The sequence below is a fragment of the Ruegeria sp. BG11 genome, from assembly GCF_056538565.1.
Window position 1 is genome coordinate 1 of record NZ_JBQFTH010000008.1, and the last position, 24,311, is coordinate 24,311.

At 56.7% G+C, this 24,311-nt stretch carries 21 protein-coding genes and 2 pseudogenes; 15 read left to right on the top strand and 8 right to left on the bottom strand.

Annotated features, from left to right (window positions below):
- The 3 genes and pseudogenes from ACR0JF_RS13795 to ACR0JF_RS13805 form a co-directional block, all read right to left on the bottom strand.
- Positions 1 to 723 (bottom strand): annotated as a pseudogene (locus ACR0JF_RS13795) (O-antigen ligase domain-containing protein); the annotation flags it as partial.
- Complete coding sequence (locus tag ACR0JF_RS13800; protein WP_480669515.1) at positions 723 to 2,051, bottom strand: GumC domain-containing protein; 1,329 nt, start codon at positions 2,049 to 2,051, stop codon at positions 723 to 725. The pseudogene ACR0JF_RS13795 and the gene ACR0JF_RS13800, both read right to left, overlap by 1 nt.
- A gap of 268 nt (positions 2,052 to 2,319) precedes the next feature.
- On the bottom strand, positions 2,320 to 2,934 hold the full coding sequence (locus tag ACR0JF_RS13805) for a response regulator transcription factor (protein ID WP_170663346.1): 615 nt from the start codon (positions 2,932 to 2,934) through the stop codon (positions 2,320 to 2,322).
- Between the two features lie 252 nt (positions 2,935 to 3,186).
- Here ACR0JF_RS13805 and ACR0JF_RS13810 point away from each other — a divergent pair, with 252 nt between their 5' ends.
- The 4 genes from ACR0JF_RS13810 (at position 3,187) to ACR0JF_RS13825 (ending at position 8,653) form a co-directional block, all read left to right on the top strand.
- Complete coding sequence (locus ACR0JF_RS13810; RefSeq protein ID WP_480669516.1) at positions 3,187 to 4,560, top strand: sugar transferase; 1,374 nt, start codon at positions 3,187 to 3,189, stop codon at positions 4,558 to 4,560.
- A 20-nt stretch (positions 4,561 to 4,580) separates the two neighbouring features.
- Positions 4,581 to 5,462: a UTP--glucose-1-phosphate uridylyltransferase gene (locus ACR0JF_RS13815; protein WP_170663344.1), complete on the top strand. Its 882-nt coding sequence runs from the start codon at positions 4,581 to 4,583 to the stop codon at positions 5,460 to 5,462.
- Positions 5,463 to 5,563: 101 nt separating this feature from the next.
- Positions 5,564 to 6,070 carry a putative pterin-binding protein gene (locus ACR0JF_RS13820; RefSeq protein WP_170663342.1) on the top strand — a complete coding sequence of 169 codons (507 nt, stop codon included), beginning with the start codon at positions 5,564 to 5,566 and terminating at the stop codon, positions 6,068 to 6,070.
- A gap of 195 nt (positions 6,071 to 6,265) precedes the next feature.
- Complete coding sequence (locus ACR0JF_RS13825; protein WP_170663340.1) at positions 6,266 to 8,653, top strand: ATP-binding protein; 2,388 nt, start codon at positions 6,266 to 6,268, stop codon at positions 8,651 to 8,653.
- 1 nt (position 8,654) lies between these two features.
- Here ACR0JF_RS13825 and ACR0JF_RS13830 read toward each other — a convergent pair whose 3' ends face one another.
- A complete protein-coding gene (locus tag ACR0JF_RS13830; protein WP_170663338.1) occupies positions 8,655 to 9,884 on the bottom strand; it encodes a polysaccharide biosynthesis/export family protein in 1,230 nt (409 codons plus the stop codon).
- Between the two features lie 194 nt (positions 9,885 to 10,078).
- On the opposite strand from ACR0JF_RS13830, the gene ACR0JF_RS13835 reads away from it, so the two are divergent.
- Genes ACR0JF_RS13835 through ACR0JF_RS13850 form a run of 4 tightly spaced genes read left to right on the top strand, consistent with a single transcriptional unit; the run spans position 10,079 to position 14,160 of the window.
- Positions 10,079 to 11,317, top strand: coding sequence for an oligosaccharide flippase family protein (locus ACR0JF_RS13835; protein ID WP_170663336.1), 1,239 nt, complete (start codon positions 10,079 to 10,081; stop codon positions 11,315 to 11,317).
- On the top strand, positions 11,314 to 12,228 hold the full coding sequence (locus tag ACR0JF_RS13840) for a glycosyltransferase family 2 protein (RefSeq protein WP_170471327.1): 915 nt from the start codon (positions 11,314 to 11,316) through the stop codon (positions 12,226 to 12,228). Before ACR0JF_RS13835 ends, ACR0JF_RS13840 begins: the two co-directional genes overlap by 4 nt.
- A 20-nt stretch (positions 12,229 to 12,248) precedes the next feature.
- Positions 12,249 to 13,235: a glycosyltransferase family 2 protein gene (locus tag ACR0JF_RS13845; RefSeq protein WP_170747610.1), complete on the top strand. Its 987-nt coding sequence runs from the start codon at positions 12,249 to 12,251 to the stop codon at positions 13,233 to 13,235.
- Positions 13,236 to 13,248: 13 nt separating this feature from the next.
- Positions 13,249 to 14,160, top strand: a complete 912-nt coding sequence (locus ACR0JF_RS13850; protein WP_170747611.1) for a glycosyltransferase family 4 protein — start codon at positions 13,249 to 13,251, stop codon at positions 14,158 to 14,160.
- Between the two features lie 161 nt (positions 14,161 to 14,321).
- Here ACR0JF_RS13850 and ACR0JF_RS13855 read toward each other — a convergent pair whose 3' ends face one another.
- From ACR0JF_RS13855 to ACR0JF_RS13865, 3 genes are read right to left on the bottom strand one after another with little or no spacing between them, the layout of a single operon-like run.
- Positions 14,322 to 15,665: a sensor histidine kinase gene (locus tag ACR0JF_RS13855; protein ID WP_170661675.1), complete on the bottom strand. Its 1,344-nt coding sequence runs from the start codon at positions 15,663 to 15,665 to the stop codon at positions 14,322 to 14,324.
- Positions 15,665 to 16,324, bottom strand: coding sequence for a response regulator transcription factor (locus tag ACR0JF_RS13860; protein WP_170375774.1), 660 nt, complete (start codon positions 16,322 to 16,324; stop codon positions 15,665 to 15,667). The genes ACR0JF_RS13855 and ACR0JF_RS13860 overlap by 1 nt, the downstream gene beginning before the upstream one ends.
- Before the next feature lie 37 nt (positions 16,325 to 16,361).
- On the bottom strand, positions 16,362 to 17,003 hold the full coding sequence (locus ACR0JF_RS13865; protein ID WP_480669517.1) for a PepSY domain-containing protein: 642 nt from the start codon (positions 17,001 to 17,003) through the stop codon (positions 16,362 to 16,364).
- A gap of 179 nt (positions 17,004 to 17,182) precedes the next feature.
- Here ACR0JF_RS13865 and ACR0JF_RS13870 point away from each other — a divergent pair, with 179 nt between their 5' ends.
- Positions 17,183 to 18,319: a hypothetical protein gene (locus ACR0JF_RS13870; protein WP_480669518.1), complete on the top strand. Its 1,137-nt coding sequence runs from the start codon at positions 17,183 to 17,185 to the stop codon at positions 18,317 to 18,319.
- Positions 18,320 to 18,558: 239 nt separating this feature from the next.
- On the opposite strand, the gene ACR0JF_RS13875 is transcribed toward ACR0JF_RS13870, so the two are convergent.
- A complete protein-coding gene (locus ACR0JF_RS13875; protein ID WP_170638051.1) occupies positions 18,559 to 18,747 on the bottom strand; it encodes a hypothetical protein in 189 nt (62 codons plus the stop codon).
- Between the two features lie 302 nt (positions 18,748 to 19,049).
- Here ACR0JF_RS13875 and ACR0JF_RS13880 point away from each other — a divergent pair, with 302 nt between their 5' ends.
- From ACR0JF_RS13880 to ACR0JF_RS13905, 6 genes and pseudogenes are all read left to right on the top strand, one after another.
- Positions 19,050 to 19,469 carry a hypothetical protein gene (locus tag ACR0JF_RS13880; RefSeq protein WP_480669519.1) on the top strand — a complete coding sequence of 140 codons (420 nt, stop codon included), beginning with the start codon at positions 19,050 to 19,052 and terminating at the stop codon, positions 19,467 to 19,469.
- A gap of 362 nt (positions 19,470 to 19,831) precedes the next feature.
- Positions 19,832 to 20,224, top strand: a pseudogene (locus ACR0JF_RS13885) (deoxyribodipyrimidine photo-lyase); the annotation flags it as partial.
- 405 nt (positions 20,225 to 20,629) lie between these two features.
- Complete coding sequence (locus ACR0JF_RS13890) at positions 20,630 to 21,370, top strand: FAD-binding domain-containing protein (RefSeq protein ID WP_480669532.1); 741 nt, start codon at positions 20,630 to 20,632, stop codon at positions 21,368 to 21,370.
- Positions 21,371 to 21,372: 2 nt separating this feature from the next.
- The gene (locus ACR0JF_RS13895; protein WP_170661699.1) at positions 21,373 to 21,504 is read left to right on the top strand and encodes a DUF2256 domain-containing protein; all 132 of its coding nucleotides are present in this window, start codon (positions 21,373 to 21,375) and stop codon (positions 21,502 to 21,504) included.
- On the top strand, positions 21,501 to 22,736 hold the full coding sequence (locus ACR0JF_RS13900) for an FAD-binding domain-containing protein (RefSeq protein WP_170661671.1): 1,236 nt from the start codon (positions 21,501 to 21,503) through the stop codon (positions 22,734 to 22,736). The genes ACR0JF_RS13895 and ACR0JF_RS13900 overlap by 4 nt, the downstream gene beginning before the upstream one ends.
- Before the next feature lie 27 nt (positions 22,737 to 22,763).
- On the top strand, positions 22,764 to 24,257 hold the full coding sequence (locus ACR0JF_RS13905; RefSeq protein ID WP_170661669.1) for a cryptochrome/photolyase family protein: 1,494 nt from the start codon (positions 22,764 to 22,766) through the stop codon (positions 24,255 to 24,257).
- Positions 24,258 to 24,311: the final 54 nt, after the last annotated feature.

The following is a 24,311-nucleotide window of genomic DNA, read 5'->3' on the forward strand; positions in this document are numbered from 1 at the left end:
CCCGACCAAGCCCATGCGGGACTTCGACAAAAGGATCATCAGAACTCCGGCAGTCAAACCGATGACCTTCCAGCTGCGGTGCTTTTCTTCGTGGGAAAACAGGACCATGCAGACACCCAGCAAAGCTGCGAATGGAGACCAAGGCGCAAAGAACTGCCAACGCGGCGTGCCGCTGGCCGGGTCGATTGTGTACAGGTAGACCGAGAAATACTCAGGCCCCGGGCCGCCAACCGCTTTCAACGGAGACGTAAACAGCAGATGCGGCAGACCGGCATAGGGAGCGACCATTAGCAACGGCAGAAGGCACAAGGTCCAAAGGCCCAACACGCATTGTCCTCTGACCAGAATCTCACGCCGGATGGGCAAGACTGATCCGGCAAGGATGAACAACGGGATCAGCGCCCAACCCTTGGCCCATCCGATGCTCGACTTGATCGTTTTGACGGTGCCGAGGCTCCAATCCGCGTGGCCTGCCCACAGTGAGACCAGCATCGCCAGCATGCCAACGCTCCAGACCCAGACCACGGTGGGTACAGGGCCCGTTGCACGCATATCCAAGCGGATCGCCGGGCCGAGATAAAGCGACAACCCGGCCATCGCAGCCAACATCCAACCCAGCACCGGACCGACAACATAGAGCGCACCAAGCCCGTAGAACGGCCATGTCCAAATCAGCGTGTACCAGATGATTTTTTCGGACGGGGTTTGAGGGGCCACATGCATTAAACAACGGCCTCTTTCTGGTCTTTTAGCAGCTTTGAGATCAGCGGGTTTCGGACCCATGCCAGCACCAAACCCATCAGCAGCATAAAGCTTGCGGCGATCCCGGCGGCAATCGAGATCTTCTTGTTCGGTGCAGACGGGCGGGTCGGAAGCGACGGGTTTTCCAACATTTGGATCAACGGGTAGGAGGCGTAGACATCGGTTTTTTTCGACTCGGACCGAGCGATGGCAGAGGCGAACACGGCTTCCGCCACTGCGAAATCTCTCTGCCGGTCCTCCAACTCAGCGGCGATGGGGGCGAGGTCTGACAAGCGCAGAGTTTCCAGACGAACTTGTGTGCGCAGCGTCGCGACATGTTCTTCCAATCCCGCACGCAAGGCATCCTCGCGCACCAACTCGCTGAGCAACTGCGCCCGTTGCCCTTCCGGCGCGCGATCCAGTCCACCGAGCTGCTCGGCCGTCAAGCCCGTCACCTGCGACGCGCGTTGTAACGCAACCGAACGCGCCCCTTCATAGTCGTTTTGGGCATTCACGTAGATCGGATGGCGCGATCCATAGGTCGCGTCAGCTTGCGCCAGCTTTGCAGCCCCCACCGACACGTCCTCAAGCAACGATAGGTACTGCGCATCAGCATAGAGTTTCAGCGTTGCCGCCGCTGCATCAGAGGGCAGATCCAACGCGACTTGAAGCGCGGCTACACGTTCCGATTGGCGTGCCAGCTCACTCTCCTGCGTACGCAACTCCTGCTTTGCACGGTCATTTGCAGCGACCTGCTCTTGGTATTGCGCGACTGATACTAGGCCGCTTTGCGACTGCAGCTGTTTGATTTCGGCCCGTGTGGCCTGAATTGAGCGCGTGTAGTCTTCGATCGCGCCCGTATTGCTGGCCTCACGGGTGGCAATTTCATCAGCGCGCAGGGCGTCAATTTCGGCGAAAAAAGCCGCCACTAGGGCGTCACCATTTTGCTGAGCGTCAGCCGGAGAGGCCGCTTGAAGCTCGATATGGATCAGGCTGGTTTGATCGACCAGTTGAACCCGCGGCTTGCCAAACGCATCTCGGTCAGCCTCTACCGCCTTGGCTGCCGCATCGAGGATGCGATCGGCCGACAACAAACGTTTATACGTCTCGGTCGGGCTGATCGACCCGTTGGCAAAGGCAGAATTCGCATATGAGGATGCCTGACCGATATTGGCCAGATTGACCGATGCGGAAGCGCCAGATCCTGGCAGGATCAGTGATGCGTGAGAGGTGTATTTGACAGGCGCGGTCGCCAAATAGCCGCTGATGGGGGCCCAGATGCAACTCGCCCCAAGCAGGTATAATGCCATGTAACGGGGCAGGCGGCCTAGATCGCTAAGGCGCCCACCCTTTGCGATGCGACGCCACCCCAGCGTTCTAAAATTGGATCGGGAAATGCGCACCCAATGCAGAAATTGCATGTCGCGTGTGGAATCAGAGGAGTTCGAAATCTGTTGCAGCATGGAAAAACCCTTTCTTGCAAGGGTGATACACCGCATCTGGTCGCTGATCATGCGCTCGGCGGGCTAGGGGGCAAGGGGATTGGGAGTACCCCCCTATCCGTTCGGATAGTGAGGCCTAGAACAACCCAGCTTCGCGCGCGGCCAGGGCAGCCTGCGTTCGATTGCTGACACCAACTTTGCGGTACAAAGTCTTCATATGCAGTTTGATCGTCGGCTCTGACAGGTCCAGATCACGGGCGATTTCCTTGTTGGATTTGCCCTCAGTCAGCCCTTTGAGAACTTGCCGCTCTCGCTCTGTGAGTTTTTGAGCCATGGGGTGGGAGTCTTCTGGCTGCTCTGCGTTCATGAAACCCGCAGGAAGGTATTGCTCGCCCATCGCCATAAAGCGGATCGCGTTAACCAGGGATTTGGCAGGTAGAGTCTTTGGGACGAAACCGGCGGCGCCAAGTTCCAGCGCGCGTTGCGCCAGATCGCGCGAGGTGTCGCCGGTAAACAAGGCCACATGCTGGGCACCGTCCAAAGCGATGCAGGTTTCAAGCCCGCTCAACCCGTTCATTCCGGGCATGTTCAGGTCCAGAAGGACCAGATCAAAGGCTCCGTCGTTCTCAATCAGAGTTTTCGCGGCTGGGAAATCCGGCGCGGTCTCAACCTCGATCCCGCCCGCGGCATCTATAAAGGCTACGAGCGTGTCCAAAATAAGCTCGTGGTCGTCAGCAATAAGAACTTTCATCTCAAATCTCCGTCTGCCCCCAACCACACCCAAAGGCGTTAATAAATCATTGAACCCATGGCATGAAGCCTGCCTGACGGACAGGTGAATATCCAATCGGATAGGTCAGCGGGCCGTTTTCACCACGCTATGTGCTGCGGTGTCGTTTGAATAGACCTATTCTCCGATCCCTCTCCGGATGCTCGCCTATCGGTTGCAGGGTCTCATTGGCAGTCTGAAGCAAGAGATTGTCATCGTTGATCGGAGAGTTCCATGCAGTTCCTGTCAGTCCAAGATATGTACAAAGGCGCGCGGCCAACACCCATACCAACGCTGGAAAAGACCGAGATTTTGGGTTTGCCAATTGTGAATGCCCAATCCGGACAGGTGATCTCAAAACTGCTGGATGGGACGCGCCGGACGGTATTTTTTCTGAACGCACATTGCGCAAACATACGGGCCCGTAACCATACCTATCGAGCAGCATTGGCCCGGGCAGATATGATCCTTCCGGACGGAATTGGGGTAGAGGTCGCGGCAAAGTTGCAAGGTGTCCAGTTGGCCGAGAACCTGAACGGTACGGACTTTGTGCCCAAACTGCTGAAACGCGCTGCGCGTCTTGGGCAGTCGGTCTACCTTTTGGGGGGACGTCCCGGAACAGCTCAGGCAGCGGCGGCACGGTTGCAGCAAATAATCCCCGATTTGGCCGTGGCTGGTACGCGCGATGGTTATGAAGGTGCAACGCGGGTTGATGAGGCGATCGACGATATCAACCAGTCCGGCGCCGACATCCTGTTGGTCGCGATGGGTGTTCCGCTACAGGAGTTGTGGATTACGCAGAACCGCCACCGGCTAGACCCTCGCATCGCACTGGGCGTGGGTGCTTTGTTTGATTTCCTGGCTGGCAACGTGCGCCGGGCACCGCGCATTGTTCGGCGCTTCCGGATGGAGTGGGCATGGCGATTGGCGTTGGAGCCACGTCGCATGGCCCGCAGATATCTAATGGGTAATTTCGAATTCCTGGGGCGTGCCGTCCACAATTCTGTTCGCAAGGTCTCAGCATGTCGCCTGCTGGACCTCACTTTGGCAGTGGTCGCGCTGTCTCTTCTGGCCCTGCCCATGGCCGCAATCGCCGCATTGGTGCGATTGGACAGTCGCGGCCCCGCCTTTTTTCGACAGACACGTATCGGTCGAAACGGGGTGCCTTTCACAATGTACAAGTTCCGCTCGATGACGCAGGACGCCGAAGCGCGGCGTGCGGATCTGCTCACCCATTCGGATCGTGAGGGCGTGTGCTTCAAAGCCAAAAATGATCCACGCATCACCCGTGTCGGGAAAGTTCTGCGCCGGTGCTCGCTGGATGAACTGCCGCAAATCTTCAACGTGCTAAAAGGGGATATGTCGCTGGTCGGCCCGCGCCCGGCCTTGCCCGAAGAGGTTGCCGCCTATCCTGAACAAGCGCTGGAGCGCCTTCAGGTGCGTCCCGGTATCACCGGCCTCTGGCAAGTTTCGGGCCGCGCGGGCATCGGCTTTGACCGCATGATTGAGCTGGATAAGGCCTATGTCCGCTCCCGCTCGCCCCTTCTGAACCTCTTCCTCATCGCATTGACCGCACGTGCCGTCGTGTCGGGCAGAGGCGCTTACTGATCAATCCTAGGAGCATTGAAATGACACGTATTCGCAAAGCTGTTTTCCCGGTCGCAGGTCTAGGCACAAGGTTTCTGCCCGCCACCAAATCTGTAACCAAGGAGATGCTGCCACTCATCGATCGCCCCTTGATCCAATATGCAGTGGACGAGGCCCGCGCCGCCGGGATTGATGAATTCATCTTTATCACCTCAACCGGCCAATCCGCGCTGGAGACTTATTTTGGGCGCAACCCGGGGCTGGAGCGCAAACTGAAGGATGGCGGCAAAACCACCCTGCTGAACCGTTTGCGCCGCACAAATCTTGAGGATGAGGCATACAGTTTTATCCAACAAGACAGCCCGCGCGGTCTGGGCCACGCAGTCTCTCTGGCGCGTGACATCGTGGGTGATAAACCCTTTGCCGTGATCTTGCCGGATGATGTGATCCATGCGCAGCGCCCGGTCCTGGCGCAAATGGTCCAGAACTTTGAAGGCAGACACATGATCGCGACCGAAGAGGTTCCATCCAACCGGATCAGTGCCTACGGCGTGGTCGATATCGAGCAAAGGAGAGGGCAGGTGCAACATCTGAAAGGGTTGGTCGAAAAACCCTCCGCCGATCAGGCCCCATCCGAGTTTGGCATCGTCGGGCGATATCTTCTTCACCCTTCGATTTTCGATCAGCTGAACGGATTGGCACCCGGCGCGGGCAATGAAATCCAACTGACCGATGCGATCGCATCCGATATCGAAAGGACCGGATGCAACGGCTTTGCCTTTCAGGGAGAGCGCTTCGATTGTGGGTCGGTCGCCGGATATCTTGAGGCAACCACCGTCTTTGCGTTGCAACGAGCCGAGTTGCGGGACGGGTTCAAATCCATGTTGCGTCAGCGCATGAACCTCCTGTCTGTCGCCGCATGAGACCGAGGCACCTATCCGTTCGGATAGGTGCGTATCCCCTTGCCCATCTGTCGCGACGGACCTCTTTCTGGTTTCTTAAGGCCAAAGAAATGGAGACTATTATGCGTCTGTTTTTTGCGATCCTCTCAGCTGTGTTCACATTTTGCCTGACGTCAGCGCAAGCCGAAGATTTGGCGACCCCGGCAGGTGAGGTTGTGCTGACCATTTCAGGCAACATCGCAAAGGCCGGACCCGACGGGGCAGCGCAGTTCGATATGGAAATGTTGCAGGCGCTACCGCAGCGCAGCTTTGAAACCTCGACGATCTGGACTGAAGGCGAGACCAGTTTTGTCGGCGTTCCCCTCTCTGTCTTGCTGGAACAGATCGGAGCAGAGGGCGCGACGATCCGAGCAACGGCGATAAATGACTACGCGGTTGAGATCCCAGTAGAGTCGATCTCAGCACAGGACCCGATTGTCGCCTATCAGATGGATGGGGAGGCGATGTCCCGCCGACAAAAAGGTCCGCTATGGATTGTTTATCCTTATGACAGTGACACCAAGTACCAGACCGAGGTGATTTACTCTCGCAGTATTTGGCAACTCGACAGGTTGGAAATCGTTAAATAGCATTGGGTTAAAATACGGCATGAAGTGGGCGATACGGGCCAGACATTGACAAGAAATTTCCAAAACCACTCGAGGCGCCGGTGGGCTTTCGGGCTCATCGGCATCGCCGTTCTTGGTGCCCTAGCTTTGGTCGTATTGCTGTCCGTCAAGGTGATATCCGACCTGCGCGACCGGCAGTCAGCCCGGACAGATAACGTGCAATGGACGCTTACGCAGGTCGAGGTCGAGTTTTTGTTCTACCTCAACGCGCTTGAGGCGGGTGTTTCGGATGCAGAGCTAAGCCTCGAAAACTTGGACCTTATCCGTCGCCGTTTCGATCTTTTTTACAGCCGTATCGACATTCTGGACACATCGCGTCTGTTTGAAACGCTGCGAAGTGACCCGAAATTCGCTGAACCTCTGAACGACGTCTCCGCCTATCTGGAGGCCTCGGTGCCTACAATTGACGCTGGGGACCCTGCGCTGAGAACCGGGCTGTCGGATCTCTATGACGGCGCGCAGGGTGTCGCTCCAAAGGTGCGAGAACTTTCTGTCTCTGCGATCTCGTACTTTGCGAGCCAGTCGGATCAGCGCCGTGAGGAAACGGCGCTCAGCCTGTTTCAACTGGCCGTTTTGTCCGGTGGGTTGTTTCTGACGCTGACCGCGGTCAGCGCGTACCTCTTGGTGGTCAACCGCAAATCTGATCGGCGGGGGCAGGCGATCCAGCAGGCAAACCAGCGCATGAATACGATCCTGTCGACCTCGTTGGATGCCGTGATCGTGGTGAACGCCGCTGGCACAGTGCTGGAGTTCAACGCGGCTGCACAAGCGATTTTCGGGTATTCCGAAGCAGAGGCCAAAGGGCATTCGATCGGTGAATTGATTGTGCCTTCGCATCTACGCGCAGCTCATGATGAAGGCATGGAGCGGATGCAGAGCGGAGGCGACCGCCACGTCGTTGGCAAGGGTCGCGTCCAGCTTGAGGCGATGCGCAAGACTGGCGAGGTCTTTCCCGTCGAACTCGCGTTGCAATCCGCCCAGGCCGGGGACGAGGAAATCGTAATCGGTTTCGTCCGCGATATCTCACAAAGCGTTGCGGATCAGAAAGAGCTTGTCTCGACCCGCGACCGTGCCCTTGCCGGGGAAAAGGCCAAGTCGGATTTTCTGACTGTAATGAGCCATGAGATCAGAACCCCGTTGAACGGGCTGCTGGGCAACCTCACCCTTCTCAAGAATACACGCACGACCAAACAGCAGTCTCAGTTTGTCCGCAACATGGAGATATCGGGCCAGGTTCTGCAAAATCATGTGGATGCGGTGCTGGATATTGCTCGGTTCGAGGCCGGCAAGCTGTCAGTCGCGCACGAGCCAACCGACCTGAACGCGATGTTGCAGGACCTGGTGGATGGTCAAAGCGGCAATGCGGCCTCGCGCGGCAACTCAATCTCGTGGCAATGGGTGGGCGGAGCCTATCCGCATGTCGCGACTGATGCGCAAAGGTTGCGGCAAATTCTGTTGAACCTTGTCGGTAATGCAATCAAGTTTACCGAAAATGGCCGTGTGTCGATCGAGGTCGAAAGATTTGAACCGGCAGATCAGAGTAAGGCACATGTCTACGAAGTGCGTGTGATCGACACCGGGGTTGGCATCGCCGATGATGAGATCGACGCCATTTTTGATGACTTCTACACCAGCGATCCCTCTATCGGTCGCACGGTCGGAGGAACCGGGCTTGGCCTGGGAATTGCCCGTAGGTTCGCGCAGGCCATGGGGGGCGAGGTCGGGGCGGAAAGCACCTTGGGCGAAGGCAGTGTTTTCTGGCTGAGGGTGCCGTTGCAGCCGTCGGCGCGCGACCAACTGCTAGAAGCTGCTCAGATCAATACCAAGACCGTTCGCCCTCTGAACTTGTTGGTGGTCGAAGATAACGAGATCAACCTCGACGTCATCTGCAACATGCTCGCGCTGGACGGCCATAGTGTAACGACAGCGGAAAATGGGCAGGTCGGCGTCGACAAGGCCAGCAGTCAGAGGTTCGACGCGATCCTGATGGATATCAGCATGCCGGTGATGGATGGACCAACCGCTGCACGCCACATTCGCAACGGTCAAGGGCAGTCGGCAGATGTACCGATTATCGCGGTGTCGGCCAATGTCCTGCCAGACGCGGTCGAAACCTTTCGTGCCGCTGGCATGACCGCTTTCATTGGCAAGCCGATCTCGTTTGATGCTCTGCGCAAGGCGCTTTCGGTGGTCACCCGAGCCGAGGGACAGATTTCGGAGAATGCGCAGCCGGATCCGTTGGCGGAGTTGAAAGACAGCCTTGGGCCTGAGGTTTTTGCCCGCCTGCGTGGCAAGTTCATTGCCGAAGGGGATGAGTTCGTTGAACAGCTCGTAACCGGAGCCATTGACCAGTCAGATTTGAACCAAATCGCTCAGGCTTGTCACAAATTGGCTGGCAGCGCGGCAACCTTCGGCGCGGAAGAGTTTCGAGAGGCGTTAGTTGCGGTAGAGACTGCCGCCAAGGAACACAAAGACATCACTGACAAACTCGCTGCAGTCTCCACCGCTTGGGAGCGGGCGAAAGCATCGCCCGCTCGGGATTGATTTAGGGGGCCAGCAGCGCCGCTGCGCCGACTACGCCAACCGCGCGGGCGACCTCGGTCAAGCCGGTCACTTTGCTGTCGTAGCAGGCAATCGCATCACCCGGCAGAACATAGGGGTCATAGTCATCCCGATCCCCACGTCGCAGCAGCTTTTCGATATTGCGTTCAATGACGATCGAGTTCCCGGTCATCGGGTTGCGGGTGAACAGGACCGCACTGCGATTGGCGTTGGTCGTCTTGGCTCCGCCGACGCAATTGGTATCGACTACGGCCTGCAGGTAGCGCGTGCCATAAGGAACTTCACGTACGTCGCGTCCGATGGCCGACTCTGCGTTACCTGTGGCAGGTTGCGTCAGGTTGGACATGTACAGCGTCACGCCGGGCGGGCTGATCGGGCTGGGGCGCATCAGATCGTCTTGAAAACACCCTCGGCTGTTGACCACGATCTGATCCCCTGTCAGCAGCATGATGTCGGTCGGGTCCGAGCCTTCGAATACGCCCCGCAAGTCCATGCGATAGATCTTGCCTTGCCGGTGCAGTTCGACCGCTGACAGATCGGCATCCGGACGCACACCTCCGGCGGCGCGAATGGCGACTGATAAGTTGCGCGCCTCGGTCGAGGCCCCCAGCACACCCTGACGCCTTCGATCCAGCGCGTCGCCGGGAGTGCCTCCGATCTCGACCGAGTGGGGTTCGAACACTGCGCCTTTCACGCCGACAGTGACCGAGGCGAAATCGCGGATGCGCGCCGTGACACGCGGGGTGTTGTCGTAGAACTGCGCCGCCACCAGAACGCGGGCGACATCCCGCTCCACCTGCTCGGTCGTTCTGCCCTGCGCGCGCACCGGCGGCAGGTAGGGCAGCTTCAGATCGCCATCGCGGGACACAACATAGGTGTCGCTGAGAAGCTCATCCCCGTCGATGGTGATCTGCACCATGTCATTGCGCGAAAGCTTTTCGCCCTGCAGAGCGCTAAGCACGGGCTGAGACCATTTGGCAAAGGCGCTTGCGCCCTGATCCCTGGTCTGAGGCATACAGGCGCGACCGTTCATATGTTCCGCTTGCAGCAAGGGTCCATTTGCCCGGCGCCGCGAGGGGGCACGGTACTGCGCCTGATAGCTGTCGCCTTTTGCGACGGGTTCGATGTTGCGCGGGGTCTTCATGCTGCTGCAACCCGACAGAGCAATCGCACTGACGGCTCCTAATACCAAAACTTTGAAATGTCGTGTCATTTTGAACTCTCCTGAACTGCATCCACAGCTACAGCAGTGTCTTGATGTGCGTCAGACCGGCATCGGGATTGCCGCTTATCCCATTCGGATAGGTCGCTCGCCGGATGGTTCTTCCTGCTGTCCGCCCGCGTTTGGGACAGGGATGTCGCGGCTAATTAAAACTGATCCCAACAGTGTTTTGGACTTTTGGCGACATGACTCAGCGATTGGCACATTCCGGTTTCTTGCGGCACTTGCTGGCCTATGCGGCGTCCGAAGTGGCGGCAAAAGCCTCGCGTCTTGTGGTCGTTGTTGTTGTGGCCCGCAGCCTCAGCCCCGAGGCGATCGGTCTGGCTGCTGCTGCCCTCGCCGCAGGGGATATCCTCAAGGCGCTGACCGAGAACGGTGTGGGGCAGAGGATCATCCAAGCCCCGCAGGCCGAGCTGGAACAGCGCTGCAACACCGCGCGTCGTATTTTCTGGGTTTGGTGCGGGGCGCTGTTTTCGCTGCAACTGGCAATAGCTGCGTTCCTCTACGCGATAGGGCACGAGACGCTGGCGCTGCTGCTCGCCATTCTGGCCGGAGAGTACCTGTTCATGCCCGCCGGTCTGGTGCAGGCCGCGCTTGCGATGCGTGAGGGCAAGCTGCAACAGACTGCCGCGGTTGCAGGAGGGCAGGTGGTTGGTGCGAATGTCATGGCGGCGCTACTGGCGCTGCTCTGGGCCTCGCCGCTGGCTTTGGCGCTGCCCCGCTTGCTGGCTGCTCCGATCTGGCTGGTCCTAATGCGCCGCCTCCGCCCTTGGGCGTCGGACACCAAACAAGGATTTGCCGCCCTTCGCCCCTTTGTTGGGTTCGGCTGGGCCGTTCTGGGGGTCGAGATCGTCAAAGTTCTGCGTCTGCAAGCCGACAAGCTTGTCGTCGGCGCGATGCTGGGGGCCGAGAGCCTTGGCATCTACTTCATGGCTTTCAACGCTGGGCTCGGCTTGGCGACATCGTTCACGCAGGCCTTTTCAGTCGTTCTTTTCCCACATCTTTGCGCAGCCCCGGATAAAACCAAGGCGCTGCGTCATGGGCTCGGCACGTCCCTCCTGGTGCTGAGCCCGTTGGTTTTTCTGCAAGCCGCGCTTGCGCCGGTCTATGTGCCGCTGCTGCTGGGGGCCGAGTGGCAACAGATTTCACCGGTGGTTTCGGTCTTGTGCCTTGCCGCATTACCCAGCGTCATCTGGTCCGCCGTGGCCGGCTGGCTACGGTCCGAGAACCGCGCGATTACTGAGCTGCGGGTCAGCGCGGCTTTGGCTTTCGCATTGATCCTCAACACCGCGATCATGGCTCCGTTCGGGCTGATGCCAGTGGCGTTCGGATACCTGCTGACCAGTACTGCCCTGATGTTGACCGCCTCTTGGGTGCTGTTGCCACGGGATCACAAATCAACAGAAAGGTTCGGCTTCCAATGACCCGCTTTACCGTCATCGTGCCGTTTCACACCGATGCGGATACAATTGCCGACACGCTGACCAGCATTCGCACGCAAAGCTTCACGAATTGGGAGGTGATCTGCGTCGGCGACCGTCCCTCAAGCGCGTGCCTGTCCGTCGTGCTAGATCACATCGCGCAAGACCACCGTATCCGGGTCGCCAGCAGCCCCTTCGATGGCCCAAGCGCTGCCCGCAACTATGGGGCCGAACTGGCCAAGGGTGACATACTGGCGTTCTGCGACGCGGATGATCTGTGGCACAAGGACAAGCTGGCGCAACTAGACGAAGCCTTTCAGCCGTCTTTGACAGATGCAGTTTTTGGGCAAATCCGGTTCTTCACCGATCAGCCCGGAGATTCTCAGACACGCTCGACCGTTCCAAGTGCAACGCTGACCATTCAGGACCTGTTGGCCGAGAACCCGGTCTGCACCATGTCCAATCTTTCGATACGTCGTGAAGTCTTCAACGCCGTTGGCGGGTTAGACACGAGAACGGTGCATAACGAAGACTTGGAGCTGTTGATCCGCCTCGCAGGCGAAGGGTTCACCATCGAAGGGGTCAATCAGTTCCAAGTCTGGTATCGCACCAGCGCCCGGGGCTTATCGTCGGATTTGGCCGCAATGCGCGCTGGGCGGGCCTACGCGGTCAAAACAGCCGCATCATATGGCGTGTTCCCGTCGCGGTCATCCGAGGCCATCTATCAGCGCTATCTTGCACGCCGGGCGCTGCGGTTGGGGCATCAGAGTCAGGCCCTGTTCTACACACGCAACGGCTTGAGCCTGCATGCGCGCAGTTTCCTGCTGCCCCTGCGCCGAGGACTGCTTACCGTCGCAGGGGCCGCGCTGGCCCCGATCCTGCCGCAAGCGATCAAACGCGCGTTGTTTTCATGAGAATTCTGAAGGAGATCACCATGCCCACAGCATCCATCGTCGTCCCCGCCTACAACGCCGAAGCAACCTTGGCCGAAACGCTCGCCTCACTTCAGGCGCAAACCTATGACGATTACGAACTCATCATCGTCGACGATGGATCGCAGGACGCAACCGCCGAGATCGCGCGCGCGCACCAAAGCGATCCACGCGTACGACTTGTCCAGCAAGCCAATCGTGGGCTGGCGGGGGCAAGAAATACTGGCATCGCTGCTGCGCATGGTGCGTTCATCGGTTTTTGCGACGTCGACGATCTGTGGATGCCCGAAAAGCTGGCGGCTCATATTCATCATCTCAAGGCCGAACCGGATGTGGGTGTTAGTTACTCCGGCAGTGCCTTGATCGACGAGGCGGGGTGCGCGATGGGGATCAAACAAGCACCCCGCCTGAAGGATGTGACCGCAGCACATGTTCTGAACCGCAACCCAATCGGCAATGGATCGGCGGCCGTTATTCGAAAGACTGTGCTAAAGGCTCTGGCCTACCGCCCGAACTTTGAAACCGAGCGGGATTGGGTCTTCGATGAGACCTTCCGGCAGTCCGAAGATATCGAATGCTGGATGCGGCTGATGTTGAAGACCGATTGGCAGATCGAAGGCGTTCCGGGGCTGCTGACCCACTACCGGATCAACGCAGGCGGTCTGTCCGCCGCTTTGGATCGTCAGCTAGAGGCGTGGGAGCGGATGGTCGCGAAGCTGCGCCCGCTGAACCCTGAATTCTTCACCCGGCACGAACCCTCGGCCCGCGCTTATCAGCTGCGCTATCTGGCGCGGCGGGCCATCACCAACCTCGATCGGGACAAAGCTTGGGAGTTGTTTGTGCGAAGCGTCCAGGAAAGCCCCCGTCCGGTGCTTGAGGAACCTATGAAATCGTTCAGCACTTTCGCCGCAGCCCTTGCGTTGAAAACTTTTGGACCCGGCCCGATCACCCGGGTGGCACAAATGAAATCCAAACTACAATCGATCTGAGAGAGGCGTCATCATGGAACAGAAAAAGATTCTCCACCTGGTAGACGACACCACAGCAGGCGGCGTGATGCGGATGCTCGACCATCTTTTGGCGCAGTCAGATCTGTCCGGCGCGGTCGAGCAAAAGGTGTTGAAGGTCAAACGGACCGCATTTTCTTGGGGCAAACTGAATGCGGATGTCATCGTGTCCCACGTCGTACCAAGCTGGAGAAGCCTACCCGCGTTCTCGGCGCTTCGCGCAATGCATCTGGACACTCGACTGGTACATGTCGAACACAGCTACACTCGGGCATTCACCACCCTGAATGTCCTTTATAAACGTCGGTTTTTTGCGATGCTGCGGGTGATCTATTCCTTCTTCGATCAGGTGGTCGCGGTCAGCCATGCGCAATCGGACTGGATGAAGGAACGACGCCTGGCTGCTTCGGAAAAACTAAGCGTCATTCCTCCGACCGTTGATTTTGAGCAGTTGTCGAGCAACACGATGCCGCCCAAGTCAAAGACCACAATTGGTGCCATCGGGCGGCTGGAACAGCAGAAAGGGTTCGACATCCTGATCCAGGGCTTTCGGTCAATCCGAACGCCGGGCGCGCGCTTGTTGATCTTTGGTGAAGGCAGTCAGCGTTCATACCTTGAGGCGTTGGCAGAGGGTGACCCGCGCATAGAGTTTCGTGGCCACGCCGAGGATCCGGCAGAGGCCTATCAAGCGGTCGATATCGTCGCGATCCCGTCGCGGTGGGAAGCGTACGGATTGGTCTTGGACGAAGCGCTCGCCGCTGGGCGCACGGTTATTGCCAGCAAAGTCGATGGGCTGCGTGATCGGGAAGGCGATGCAAGAGTGTCGTTCTGTAACCTTGATTCCGAGTCTTGGCGACGCGCTATCGACGAGTTTTTGCTTCCCGACCTCGCTGCGACATGCAACTGACTTCAGGCCTGCTATCCGATGTTCATTTTGGGCTCGAGGTTCGCCAAGTTTAGATCGTCGCGCTCCCAAACTATTTGCCGAGTATCAGGACCGATCACGTCTCGTTCGAAGGACTGGCGCCGTGTGGCGACGCGGTGGGACACTGTCGCCGCTCTGGTCATCTATTGGCTATATGTCCCGCGCCCAATATTCACCACACAAGCCAAGCCCCCCAGGCGCTTCGATGTACCAAGTTCCAGCGTTCCACCGTAGGCGGCCAATAAATCAATGGAAATAGGCAGCCCCAACCCTGTTCCTCTTACTGACGTATCGAGTCGACCGCCGGAACGCAGGACCTCAAGCCGGGCCTCCTCTGGGATTCCGGGCCCGTCGTCTTCGACGCGAAGTTCGATGCCGCTTTCCGTTCGCCTCGCAGTGATTTGGAATGTCGTCCGGCTCCACTTGAGGGCGTTGTCGAGGAGGTTTCCGATCACTTCCTCGATGTCCTGTGGGTCCATTCGAACGTGAAGACCAGCCTCGCAATTCGAAACAAGCGTCTTCCCCTCGCGTTCGGCCATCACCGAAAACAACCGGGACAGTCGTTCCACCGAATTCGAAAGATCTGTCCTGGAATGCGTTAACTCTCCGGTGTTTGATGCGCGCATGCGCGCAAGTGAACGGCTAAGCTGGGCGTCAATTCGGGTTAGGGCTTCTTCCGCAGGTTCCGTATGTGCGCCGGCGTCTGCGAGTTCTGCCAATTCGTTTCGCAAGATGGCCGTCGGTGTCTTGAGGGCATGTGCCAGATCCGCCGCTTGTCTTCGCGAACCTGAGACGATCTCGCGGTTTCGATGCAGAAGTTTGTTGAGATCTTCCACCAGAGGAGAAACCTCTTCCGGGTAGTCTTCGGGAGCCAGCTCATCTCCTCGATCCCAACGATGAGCGACATCTGCGCGCAATTTCCGGAGCGGGCCAACAATGGCGGACATCAACAAAAGAGAACTTGCCACTCCGATCAACCCAACTAATCCGAAAACCGGGAGCAGGTATCTCTGTGCAGCGCTGCGTTCGTTGATCAGTTCGCTCCTGCTTTCAGCGACAGTTACGCCCCACTCCGTTCCGTCTTCGAACGTGATCTTTTGATAGACGCTACGAATGGCTTCGCTATCTGGACCCGAGGTGTTCCAAATGATTGTTTCGTTGTTTCCGCGCGGAGGCTCGGCGATCGTTTCATCAAAGAGTGAAGCGGATGTATAGATTGCGCCGGTACTGTCCGTTACTTGCCAATACCGCCCCGAATATGGCGTGCTATACGCAGGATCGAATACCAACTGCCGCAGGGTTTCAGGTTCATCCGTGGTGGCGCTGAGGCCAACAACAACCTGCGTGTGTCGGTCTTGTAGCGTTGCGTCGAACTGCTCCAGAACGCGCGTATTGATGTAGGAAAACACCATCAGCGTACCGACCCCTACGGACAGCGCTCCCGAAGCGATACCTCCGAGTAAGGCCCGTTGGCGCAACGAGAGCATTAGGCGGAATCAATCATATAGCCGCGACCCCGGACGGTTGTGATCAAATCGGAGCCCAGTTTTTTGCGCAGGCGGGTCACAAATACTGCAATGGTGTTGGAATCTCGGTCGCCGTCATATTCGTAGATGTGTTCAGACAGCTCAGTACGCGACACCATGCGACCGATGTTGTGCGCCAGATAGGTTAGAACAGCGATCTCCTGCGCAGTCAAATCGACAGGTATGCCCCCAACGGTGACCCGACCATTCCGCGTATCCAGAGAAACCTCACCCATCTCTATCACGGGGTTCAACTGACCGCTCTGACGTCGCAAGATGGCCCTTACCCGTGCCGCCAATTCAGGCATGTGGAACGGCTTGGTCATATAGTCATCCGCGCCGGCATCCAGACCGTCGACGCGTTCGCTCCAGCCATCTCTGGCCGTCAGGATCAAGACCGGGGTTTTGACACCCGCGCTGCGCCATTCGCGCAGGACCGAAATGCCGTCACGCTCAGGCAGGCCGATGTCGAGGATGATCATGTCGTACGGTTCAGTCGACCCCAGATGCAGGGCATCTGTACCATTGTTGGCCACGTCGACCACGCGACCTTCCGCACCCAATAGCTTTTTGACTTGCTCACAAAGCTGGGGTTCGTCTTCAGCAAGGAGTATTCGCATATCCAGAGACTACAGCTAAATCAGCGCGATCTTAACTCTAATTTTTTCCACCGCCATTGCCGCCGCCATTGCCGCCGCCATTGCCGCCGCCATTGCCGCCGCCATTGCCGCCGCCATTGCCGCCGCCATTGCCGCCGCCATTGCCACCGCCATTGCCGCCGCCGTTGCCACCGCCGTTGCCACCGCCATTGCCGCCGCCATTGCCGCCGCCATTGCCACCGCCATTGCCGCCGCCGTTGCCGCCCGCATTGCTTCGACCTGCACTGTTTCCACGGGTGGCAGAGGCACTCTGACCGTTGTTGCTTTTGGATTTGGTTGAATTGCGTGCGGCTTCTGAAATCTCGCGACCGGTACTCGAGCGGTTTGAGACGACTGTGCCGGTTTCGGCGTTCACGATCACGCTGACGATCTTTCCGCCCGGCTTTTTGACCAGAATACGATAGTAGATCTTGTCTGTTTTGAATGCGCGCGCGTCAACAGGGGTTCCGCCGAATGCTTTTTTCACGCCTTTGATCACACGGTTCAGCCGTATCGCACTGCCTGACAACGTCGCCATGCGCAGTTCAGACTGCTTGAGTTCGCGTGCATCTGCCGCCGCTTGTCCCCCGGACAAGGCGGTTAGCAAAGCTGCAACCAAAAAAAACGCTTTGGCCTGCATAACACCCTCAAACACCTTCATTGAAGACTACTAGGCCAGACATGAACCGATGATGAACAAGCAGTTAGCCCTGCGTTCAAGCGACCTCAAGTTAAATCAGTGGCAAGGGCTTTGATTCGACTGCGAGTCAGACTGCCGAAACACTGTGGTCAACCTCAGCACGCTGATTGTCGTTGCTGAAGGTTTTGAGGAGATTGAAAATGAAAACCACCAAGTGCGGACTGCTTAAAGCTTCGACGATCGCGATTGCCTTGTTGGGGTCAACGGCCATTGTAGCCACCGTCGCAGCTCCTGATTTTGCTTATGCCAAGCCGGGTAACGGTAATGGTGGCGGCAATGGCGGTGGAAACGGCAATGGAGGCGGAAACGGTGGTGGTAACGGCGGCGGAAACGGCAACGGCAACGGCGGTGGCAATGGAAACAGCGGCGGCAATGGCAACGGTGCTCAGGGAGATCGCGGAGACAACAGCTCGGCTGGAAATGGTAGCCGTGGCAACGGGGCAGACAAAAGCCGTGGCGGCACCAGAGTCGGGATATTCGGACAAGGGAAAACAAAGTCTCAGTCTGCTCGGTCCGGTACGAAAAAAGGCGGCGGGTTCTCTCTGAAAGATCTGTTCAACGGGAATGGCAAAACTCGCAAAACGGCAACCACCTCAAGGGTTGCCACGACAACCCTTCGAACGCAGAAGGCCAAGGTGCAAAAAACGGTTCGTCAGCAGACTGTCATTGTAGAAGAGTCCAAGCGTCCCGTTTCCCGCACCAAAGGTAATCGTATGGCTGCGCTGCTTGGTGCACACCCGTCCGAGTTGGGCGCACTGAACGCGGCCAATGCAAGTCCAACGGCCCTCGCCAATGCTGCGCCCAATTCGAGGGTTGGCCGAATTGCCACGTACCGCGACACTGTGCTGGCCGGAGAACCCTTGCGCGAGGAACTGGAAGAACAGTTGGAGCTCCTTGAGGGGCTGGAAGAACCAGATCGGACAGTTCAAGAAATCGAGGATGACTTGGAAGTCGCATTGGGTGAGGTTCAAACCAACCGGGACACGGTCGCAGAGCTTGAACAGGCATTGGAGGACGCGGGTGGTAGCGATCCGGATATCGAAGCACAGCTAGAAGATGCCCAAGCTGATTTGGACGCTTCGATTGATGAAGCCCAGACTTTGAATGACGAGAGACAGGCAGCCATTGAATACAACGAAGCTGTTGAAGAGGTGGAAGAGCTGACAGAACTTGTAGAAGAGCAAGATCTGGCTGAACGTGAGGCCCTGGAAGCTGCTGCCAACAAGCCTGTCACCGATGCAGTCGAGGAACAGGTCAAAGCCCTGCTGGGACTGTGACTTGAGGCTTCCCGGCCATCGCCAGCCTCTACTTCAGGATGAACTGAAGGCGGGAGCGTCGATAAGCCTTTCGAATACCAAGTTGGCAGGTCAACCCAGTCGACCTGCTAGGCGCAAACTCTTGATGATTGCGATGCGCAGCAAGAAAATCCCGCCCCAAGTTGGGACGGGATTTATGTTACAATTCCGATGTTTAGGACGAATATCGAGAATTGTCGGGGGGGTCAGCTGGTTTGCCTTCAGAAGTTCTGGTGAGCCTCGGATAGCCGCTTGTTTTTTATGATCTCTGTCAGTGCATTTTCAATAGGAGGGAAGCGGCTATTGCTCGAATTCATCGTGGTTTGCAGGCGCTCTTCAGCAGATTCGCTAGAGGTCCGCATCGCAATTTCAGTGCTGCGATCTTCAGTCATAAAGGCAGGCTTGACCATTTTGTTCCCCTTGTTTTCGTCAAACGATATATGTCTCGTTCGATCCAACTAAGTCAGTATGCCTAAAGTTGTTTGAACCCACTGCGAATACACTGTTCACGTTCGGTTAATGTTGTTTACGAAATAAGAACAAACGATTTGTCCGGCCGTGCGCCCCTTCAATTACCCCATTCTAATTTGACGGTTTGAAAGGTCGTTAGCTGAGTCTGTCGTGCCAGCGAATCATAGCGTCACAGCGGAAGACTTCAGCGGTAAGCCAGTCTTCGCCCATTGCATTGGCCAAATCCCGACAGGGATCATAGATGGAAGATGCAGTCAAAGGAGACAAAAGGATGAAAACGGCTTTAGCAATCACAGCGATGGTGTTCGCAATGCAAACCGGGCCGGTTGCGAGTGCGAGTTTTGACGTCCAGTCTCTTGATCTTAGAAAGACTGTTGGGTCGCACAATGCTATGCAGCCTGTTTTAGTGAAATCAAAAGCAGGACATTGCCCGCCGGGCTTGGCCAAAAAAGCAGTTCCGTGCGTCCCCCCCGGACAAGTCAAACGATACCGGGCTGGGGATTACATCTATGATGGCTATGTGCGCATCAACGATCCCTACAGATATGGTCTGAAAAGAAACGGATACTACGTGCGGGCCGGAAACTATGTCTACGAGGTAGATCGACGGACGAACGAAGTTCTGAACCTGATTGGTGCAATAGCGGACGTTCTCAACTGACTGCTATTTGGCGGACAAAGAAAACTGGGGAGAATTGGCTGATCCGTAGGCCGCTACGTGCGGCCTTCTTCCGCCGTAGGCCAACAACCTCGTCGCTGCAATACGGCCGGTCAAAACTGACATTCGTTACAACCGCAAGACTGTGGAGTAGGTTAGGTTGCGGACGGGGACTAAGCCGTCCTTCGATGTCTGGCCGTGAGCGATTTTTTTTGCGCGTTATTGCCAGCAACTAAACCGAGAAAAAGCGCAGTAACGGACACTACCTGCAGTCGCCGACATGCAGGCAAAGACGTCGCGATCATTCTGCAAAATCAGCACTTTTTCTGATCCGTTGCATTCCATGACGCGTAATCACTCAAAGAATGGCTTGGGTGAGGTGTACGGATTTGCAAGTCGTCTGGTTCAAGCGAGATCTCCGTGTTTTGGATCATGCGGCCTTGGCACGCGCGGCCAGAGTTGGCCCCGTGTTGCCGCTATATGTTGTTGAACCTGAACTGTGGCTGCAGCCTGATGCCTCAGAACGGCAATGGAGTTTTGTTTCTGAAACACTTGCGGAATTGCGGGAGGCAACCGCTCAGTTGGGGCAGCCACTCGCCGTTCGTATCGGGACAGTGATTGAGACACTTAAGGAGCTGAAAAAAAAGGGATTTCTGGAGGCCTTATGGTCTCACGAGGAGACGGGCAACGATTGGACCTATCGCAGGGATCAAGATGTCGCTGCCTGGTGTCGCGACGCGGGTGTCCCTTGGCATGAGATTCAGAACCAAGGTGTTATCCGCCGACTGAAGTCACGAGACGGCTGGGCGAACCATTGGGACGTGCAGATGTCGCAACCTACAGAAAAGGCACCGCAGCTTGCGCCATTGCCCATAGAGCTTGGCGCGCTCCCAAGCAGCAAAGATCTTGGCCTTGCAGGGGCCGTATGTACGGGTCGGCAAAAGGGTGGGCGTAAAGTGGGGCTGGGGCTTTTGAACAGCTTTCTGAACAACAGGAGCATTGACTACCAACGTGCAATGTCCAGTCCCTTGAGTGGCGCGACGGCATGTTCGCGGCTGTCTCCCTATATTGCATGGGGCGCAATCTCTGTTCGCGAAATTGCGCAACAGACGGAAAATGCCCGTCGCTCGCTTCCCGTGGGCGCAGGGAAATGGCAGAAATCGATGCGATCCTTTTCAGCGCGTTTGCACTGGCATTGTCATTTCATTCAAAAGCTGGAGGACGAACCGCAAATAGAGTTCGAAAACCTTCACCCGCTCTATGATGGCTTGCGCCCCAAGGAACCGGACGCGGCGCTTTTGCAAGCCTGGTCAACAGGTGAGACAGGGTATCCTTTCTTGGACGCCTGCATGCGATCTCTGCGCGCGACAGGTTGGTTGAATTTCCGCATGCGAGCCATGTTGATGGCAGTTGCGAGCTATCATTTGTGGCTGCATTGGCGTTCACCGGGCCTGCATCTGGCCAGGATGTTCACCGACTATGAGCCCGGTATCCATTGGAGTCAGGTCCAGATGCAATCTGGCACAACCGGCATCAACACCATCCGTATTTACAACCCCGTAAAACAAGGCCGGGATCAGGATCCGAACGGCATATTCATTCGTCGGTGGGTGCCAGAACTGGCAGAGATACCGGATGCACATCTGCATGACCCATGGAACGCGGACAATGCAGACGCGGTTCTTGACCGAAAATATCCTATGCGCGTGTTTGACCATCTGGCGGCGGCAAAGGCTGCGCGAGAAAAGGTTTGGGCGGTGAGGCGCGGGCCCGAATTTCGCGATCGAGCGCACGCAATCGCCTCCAAACATGCAAGCCGAAAGACTGAACGCTCTCGTAAAAGAAAAACCAGAACACTGCGGAGTGCAGTTCAACTTGACCTACCGTTCGGAGACCTCACGTGAAAATGCGCAAGAAGGCGGATTTACCGCAAAAGATCTGTCCCATCTGCCAACGTCCCTTCGTGTGGCGTAAGAAATGGGAGAAGGTCTGGGATGATGTCAAATACTGCTCGAAACGCTGCAAGGCTGCTGCATGACTTTGGAAGTTCCTGTGGTGGATAAGGCTTTTGAACAGCTGCGGTTTGAATCTACGCGCGACGCAGGCCTGAGGCGTCTGGAGCAATTTTTGCCCCGCGCTGGACGCGAATATGCGCAAAGTCGAAACTATGACTTTGGCCCCGATCGGCGCGGCAACGTATCCACCCTCTCGCCCTGGCTGCGACACCGCTTGGTAACTGAGGAAGAGGTTCTGTCACGCGTTCTGTCCGCTCATGGCGAAAAGGTTGCCGACAAGTTCATTCACGAAGTGTTTTGGCGCACGTATTTCAAAGGATGGTTGGAGCAACGTCCAAGTGTTTGGTTTAGCTACCAAAGAAACTTGCTGGCGCAATTGGAGCGTTTGGAAGGCGATACAGCATTGAATGCGGCGTATCGGGATGCTGTGTCAGGCCGTACTGGTATCGAATGTTTTGATCACTGGATGCGCGAGTTAAACGCGACGGGGTATCTTCATAACCACGTGAGGATGTGGGTGGCCTCCATTTGGATTTTCACGCTCAGACTCCCTTGGGAACTGGGCGCAGATGTCTTCATGCGCCACCTTGTCGACGGCGATCCGGCGTCAAATACCCTGAGTTGGCGTTGGGTGGCGGGTCTCCACACAAAGGGAAAAACCTATCTCGCGCGCGCCGACAATATCGCGAAATACACCGATGGGCGGTTTCAGCCCCAAGGCTTGGCCAACGTCGCTAAGCCACTGGTTGAAGCAACAGATCATCCGCGCATCGAAATCCGCCCGCAGTCAGAAAAACCCTTCTCAAAGCCGTATCTGCTCCTGGTGACAGAGGAAGACATGTCCGCAGCAGATATCACATCACTTCGCCCCACAGGTGTGGTCGGTCTGCTGGCCACAGATGGTCGTTCGCCTGGTCAGGTCGGTGACTTGCCATTAGCTTTTGTCGAACACGCAGTGAATAGCGCACTTTCGCCGTTTGGAGAGATTGGACAGGCCAAGGACGATTGGACCGAGCACCTGATCAAGGCGGCCCAAACAGACAAAGTTGATACGATTTTCACACCCTATTGTCCTATCGGTCCGACACGGGTGCGCTTGGACCGTGCCGAACCACAGCTGAACGAGGCCGGCATTCATCTGCATCGTATCTGGCGCCCTTATGATGCGCACACGTGGCCACACGCCAAAGCAGGGTTCTTTGGCTTCAAGAAGAAGATCCCGTCCATAATGCGGGCCCTGAATCTGACCCGCTAGCCGTGTAAACAAAACCGGGAAAACGCCGTGACATACGCCGCAATTGTGCTTCCAAATCAAATTTTTGCAGAACACCCCGCATTTGAGATGCCGCTGCAAAAGGTGATCTTGTTTGAAGATCCGTTGTTCTTCGGAGACCCACAGTATCCCGCCAAAATGCACAAGCAGAAGCTCTGGCTCCATAGGGCGAGCATGGCCAGGTATCGCCAAAAGCTCGAGATCAAGGGCTTTGATGTTGACCTCTTTGAGTATGAGCGCTCTACCAAAGCTTGCCTGCATTTGTTCGAACGGCTTTCTCTGGATCAGATTTCTCGGGTCGTGATGGCTGATCCCGTCGATTCAGTCGTTGAAAAGCGTTTGAGTGAGGCATCGAAAGCAACAGGAATTGCGATTGAATTCCTACCTTCGCCCGGCTTTCTGAACACACGTGCCAGCAATCAGGCCTGGTCTGCCGGCCGCAAACGTTGGTTTATGGCGGAATACTACAAAAGCCAGCGACGCCGATTGAACATTTTGCTTGAGAACGATCAGCCCTTGGGCGGCCAGTGGAGTTTCGACGAAGACAATCGCAAAAAGGTTCCAAAAGCCCTGCTACAAAGCTTGCCTTGGATCGACTGGCCGCAGCACGACAGTATGGACCAAGCGGCGAAAGACGATGTTCTGTCTGAATTTCCCGACGCGCGCGGACATCTCGATACCCTCTACTATCCAACTTCGCACGCTGATGCTCTAGCGTGGCTGCACCAGTTTTTGGAACGGCGTTTCGAGCAGTTCGGTGACTTTGAGGATGCGATTGTTGAAGGCGAAAGCTGGCTTTGGCATGCCGTCCTTACACCTGCACTGAACATTGGCTTGATCACGCCACAGCAAGTCATTGACGCGACTCTGGACCATGCCCAGCGCAAGAAGACGCCACTCAACTCTGTAGAGGGGTTTATCCGTCAGATCATAGGTTGGAGAGAGTTCATGCGTGCCACCTATGAGGACTTGGGCGTACGAATGCGTACAACCAATCATTGGCGTCACAACCGACCAATGCCTTCGTCCTTCTATGACGGCACAACAGGGATAGACCCGATTGACGATACGATCAGACGGATCCTGCATACAGGCTACTGCCACCACATCGAAAGGCTGATGGTTCTAGGCGGGTTTATGTTCTTGTGTGAAATCAAACCAGACGACGTGTACCTGTGGTTCATGGAAATGTTCGTGGACAGCTACGATTGGGTCATGGTTCCAAATGTTTATGCAATGAGTCAAAACGCAGATGGCGGGCTGATCACGACCAAGCCTTATTTTTCCGGATCAAACTACATTCGGAAGATGAGCCATTGGGGCAAAGGCGAATGGGCCGAGACTTGGGACGGCTTGTATTGGCGCTTCATTTTCAAACACAAAGACACGCTTTCAAAAAACCCGCGTTGGGCCATGATGTGTCGCACAGGCGATAGGATGTCGCTGGTAACAAAAGAGAAGCATCTGGAAAAGGCCGACTCCTTTCTGGCCGAATTGAACTGAGTGCGACTATGTTTCCGCTCAATGAGGGCTAGGGAAGTTTACGCCCATTGCGCG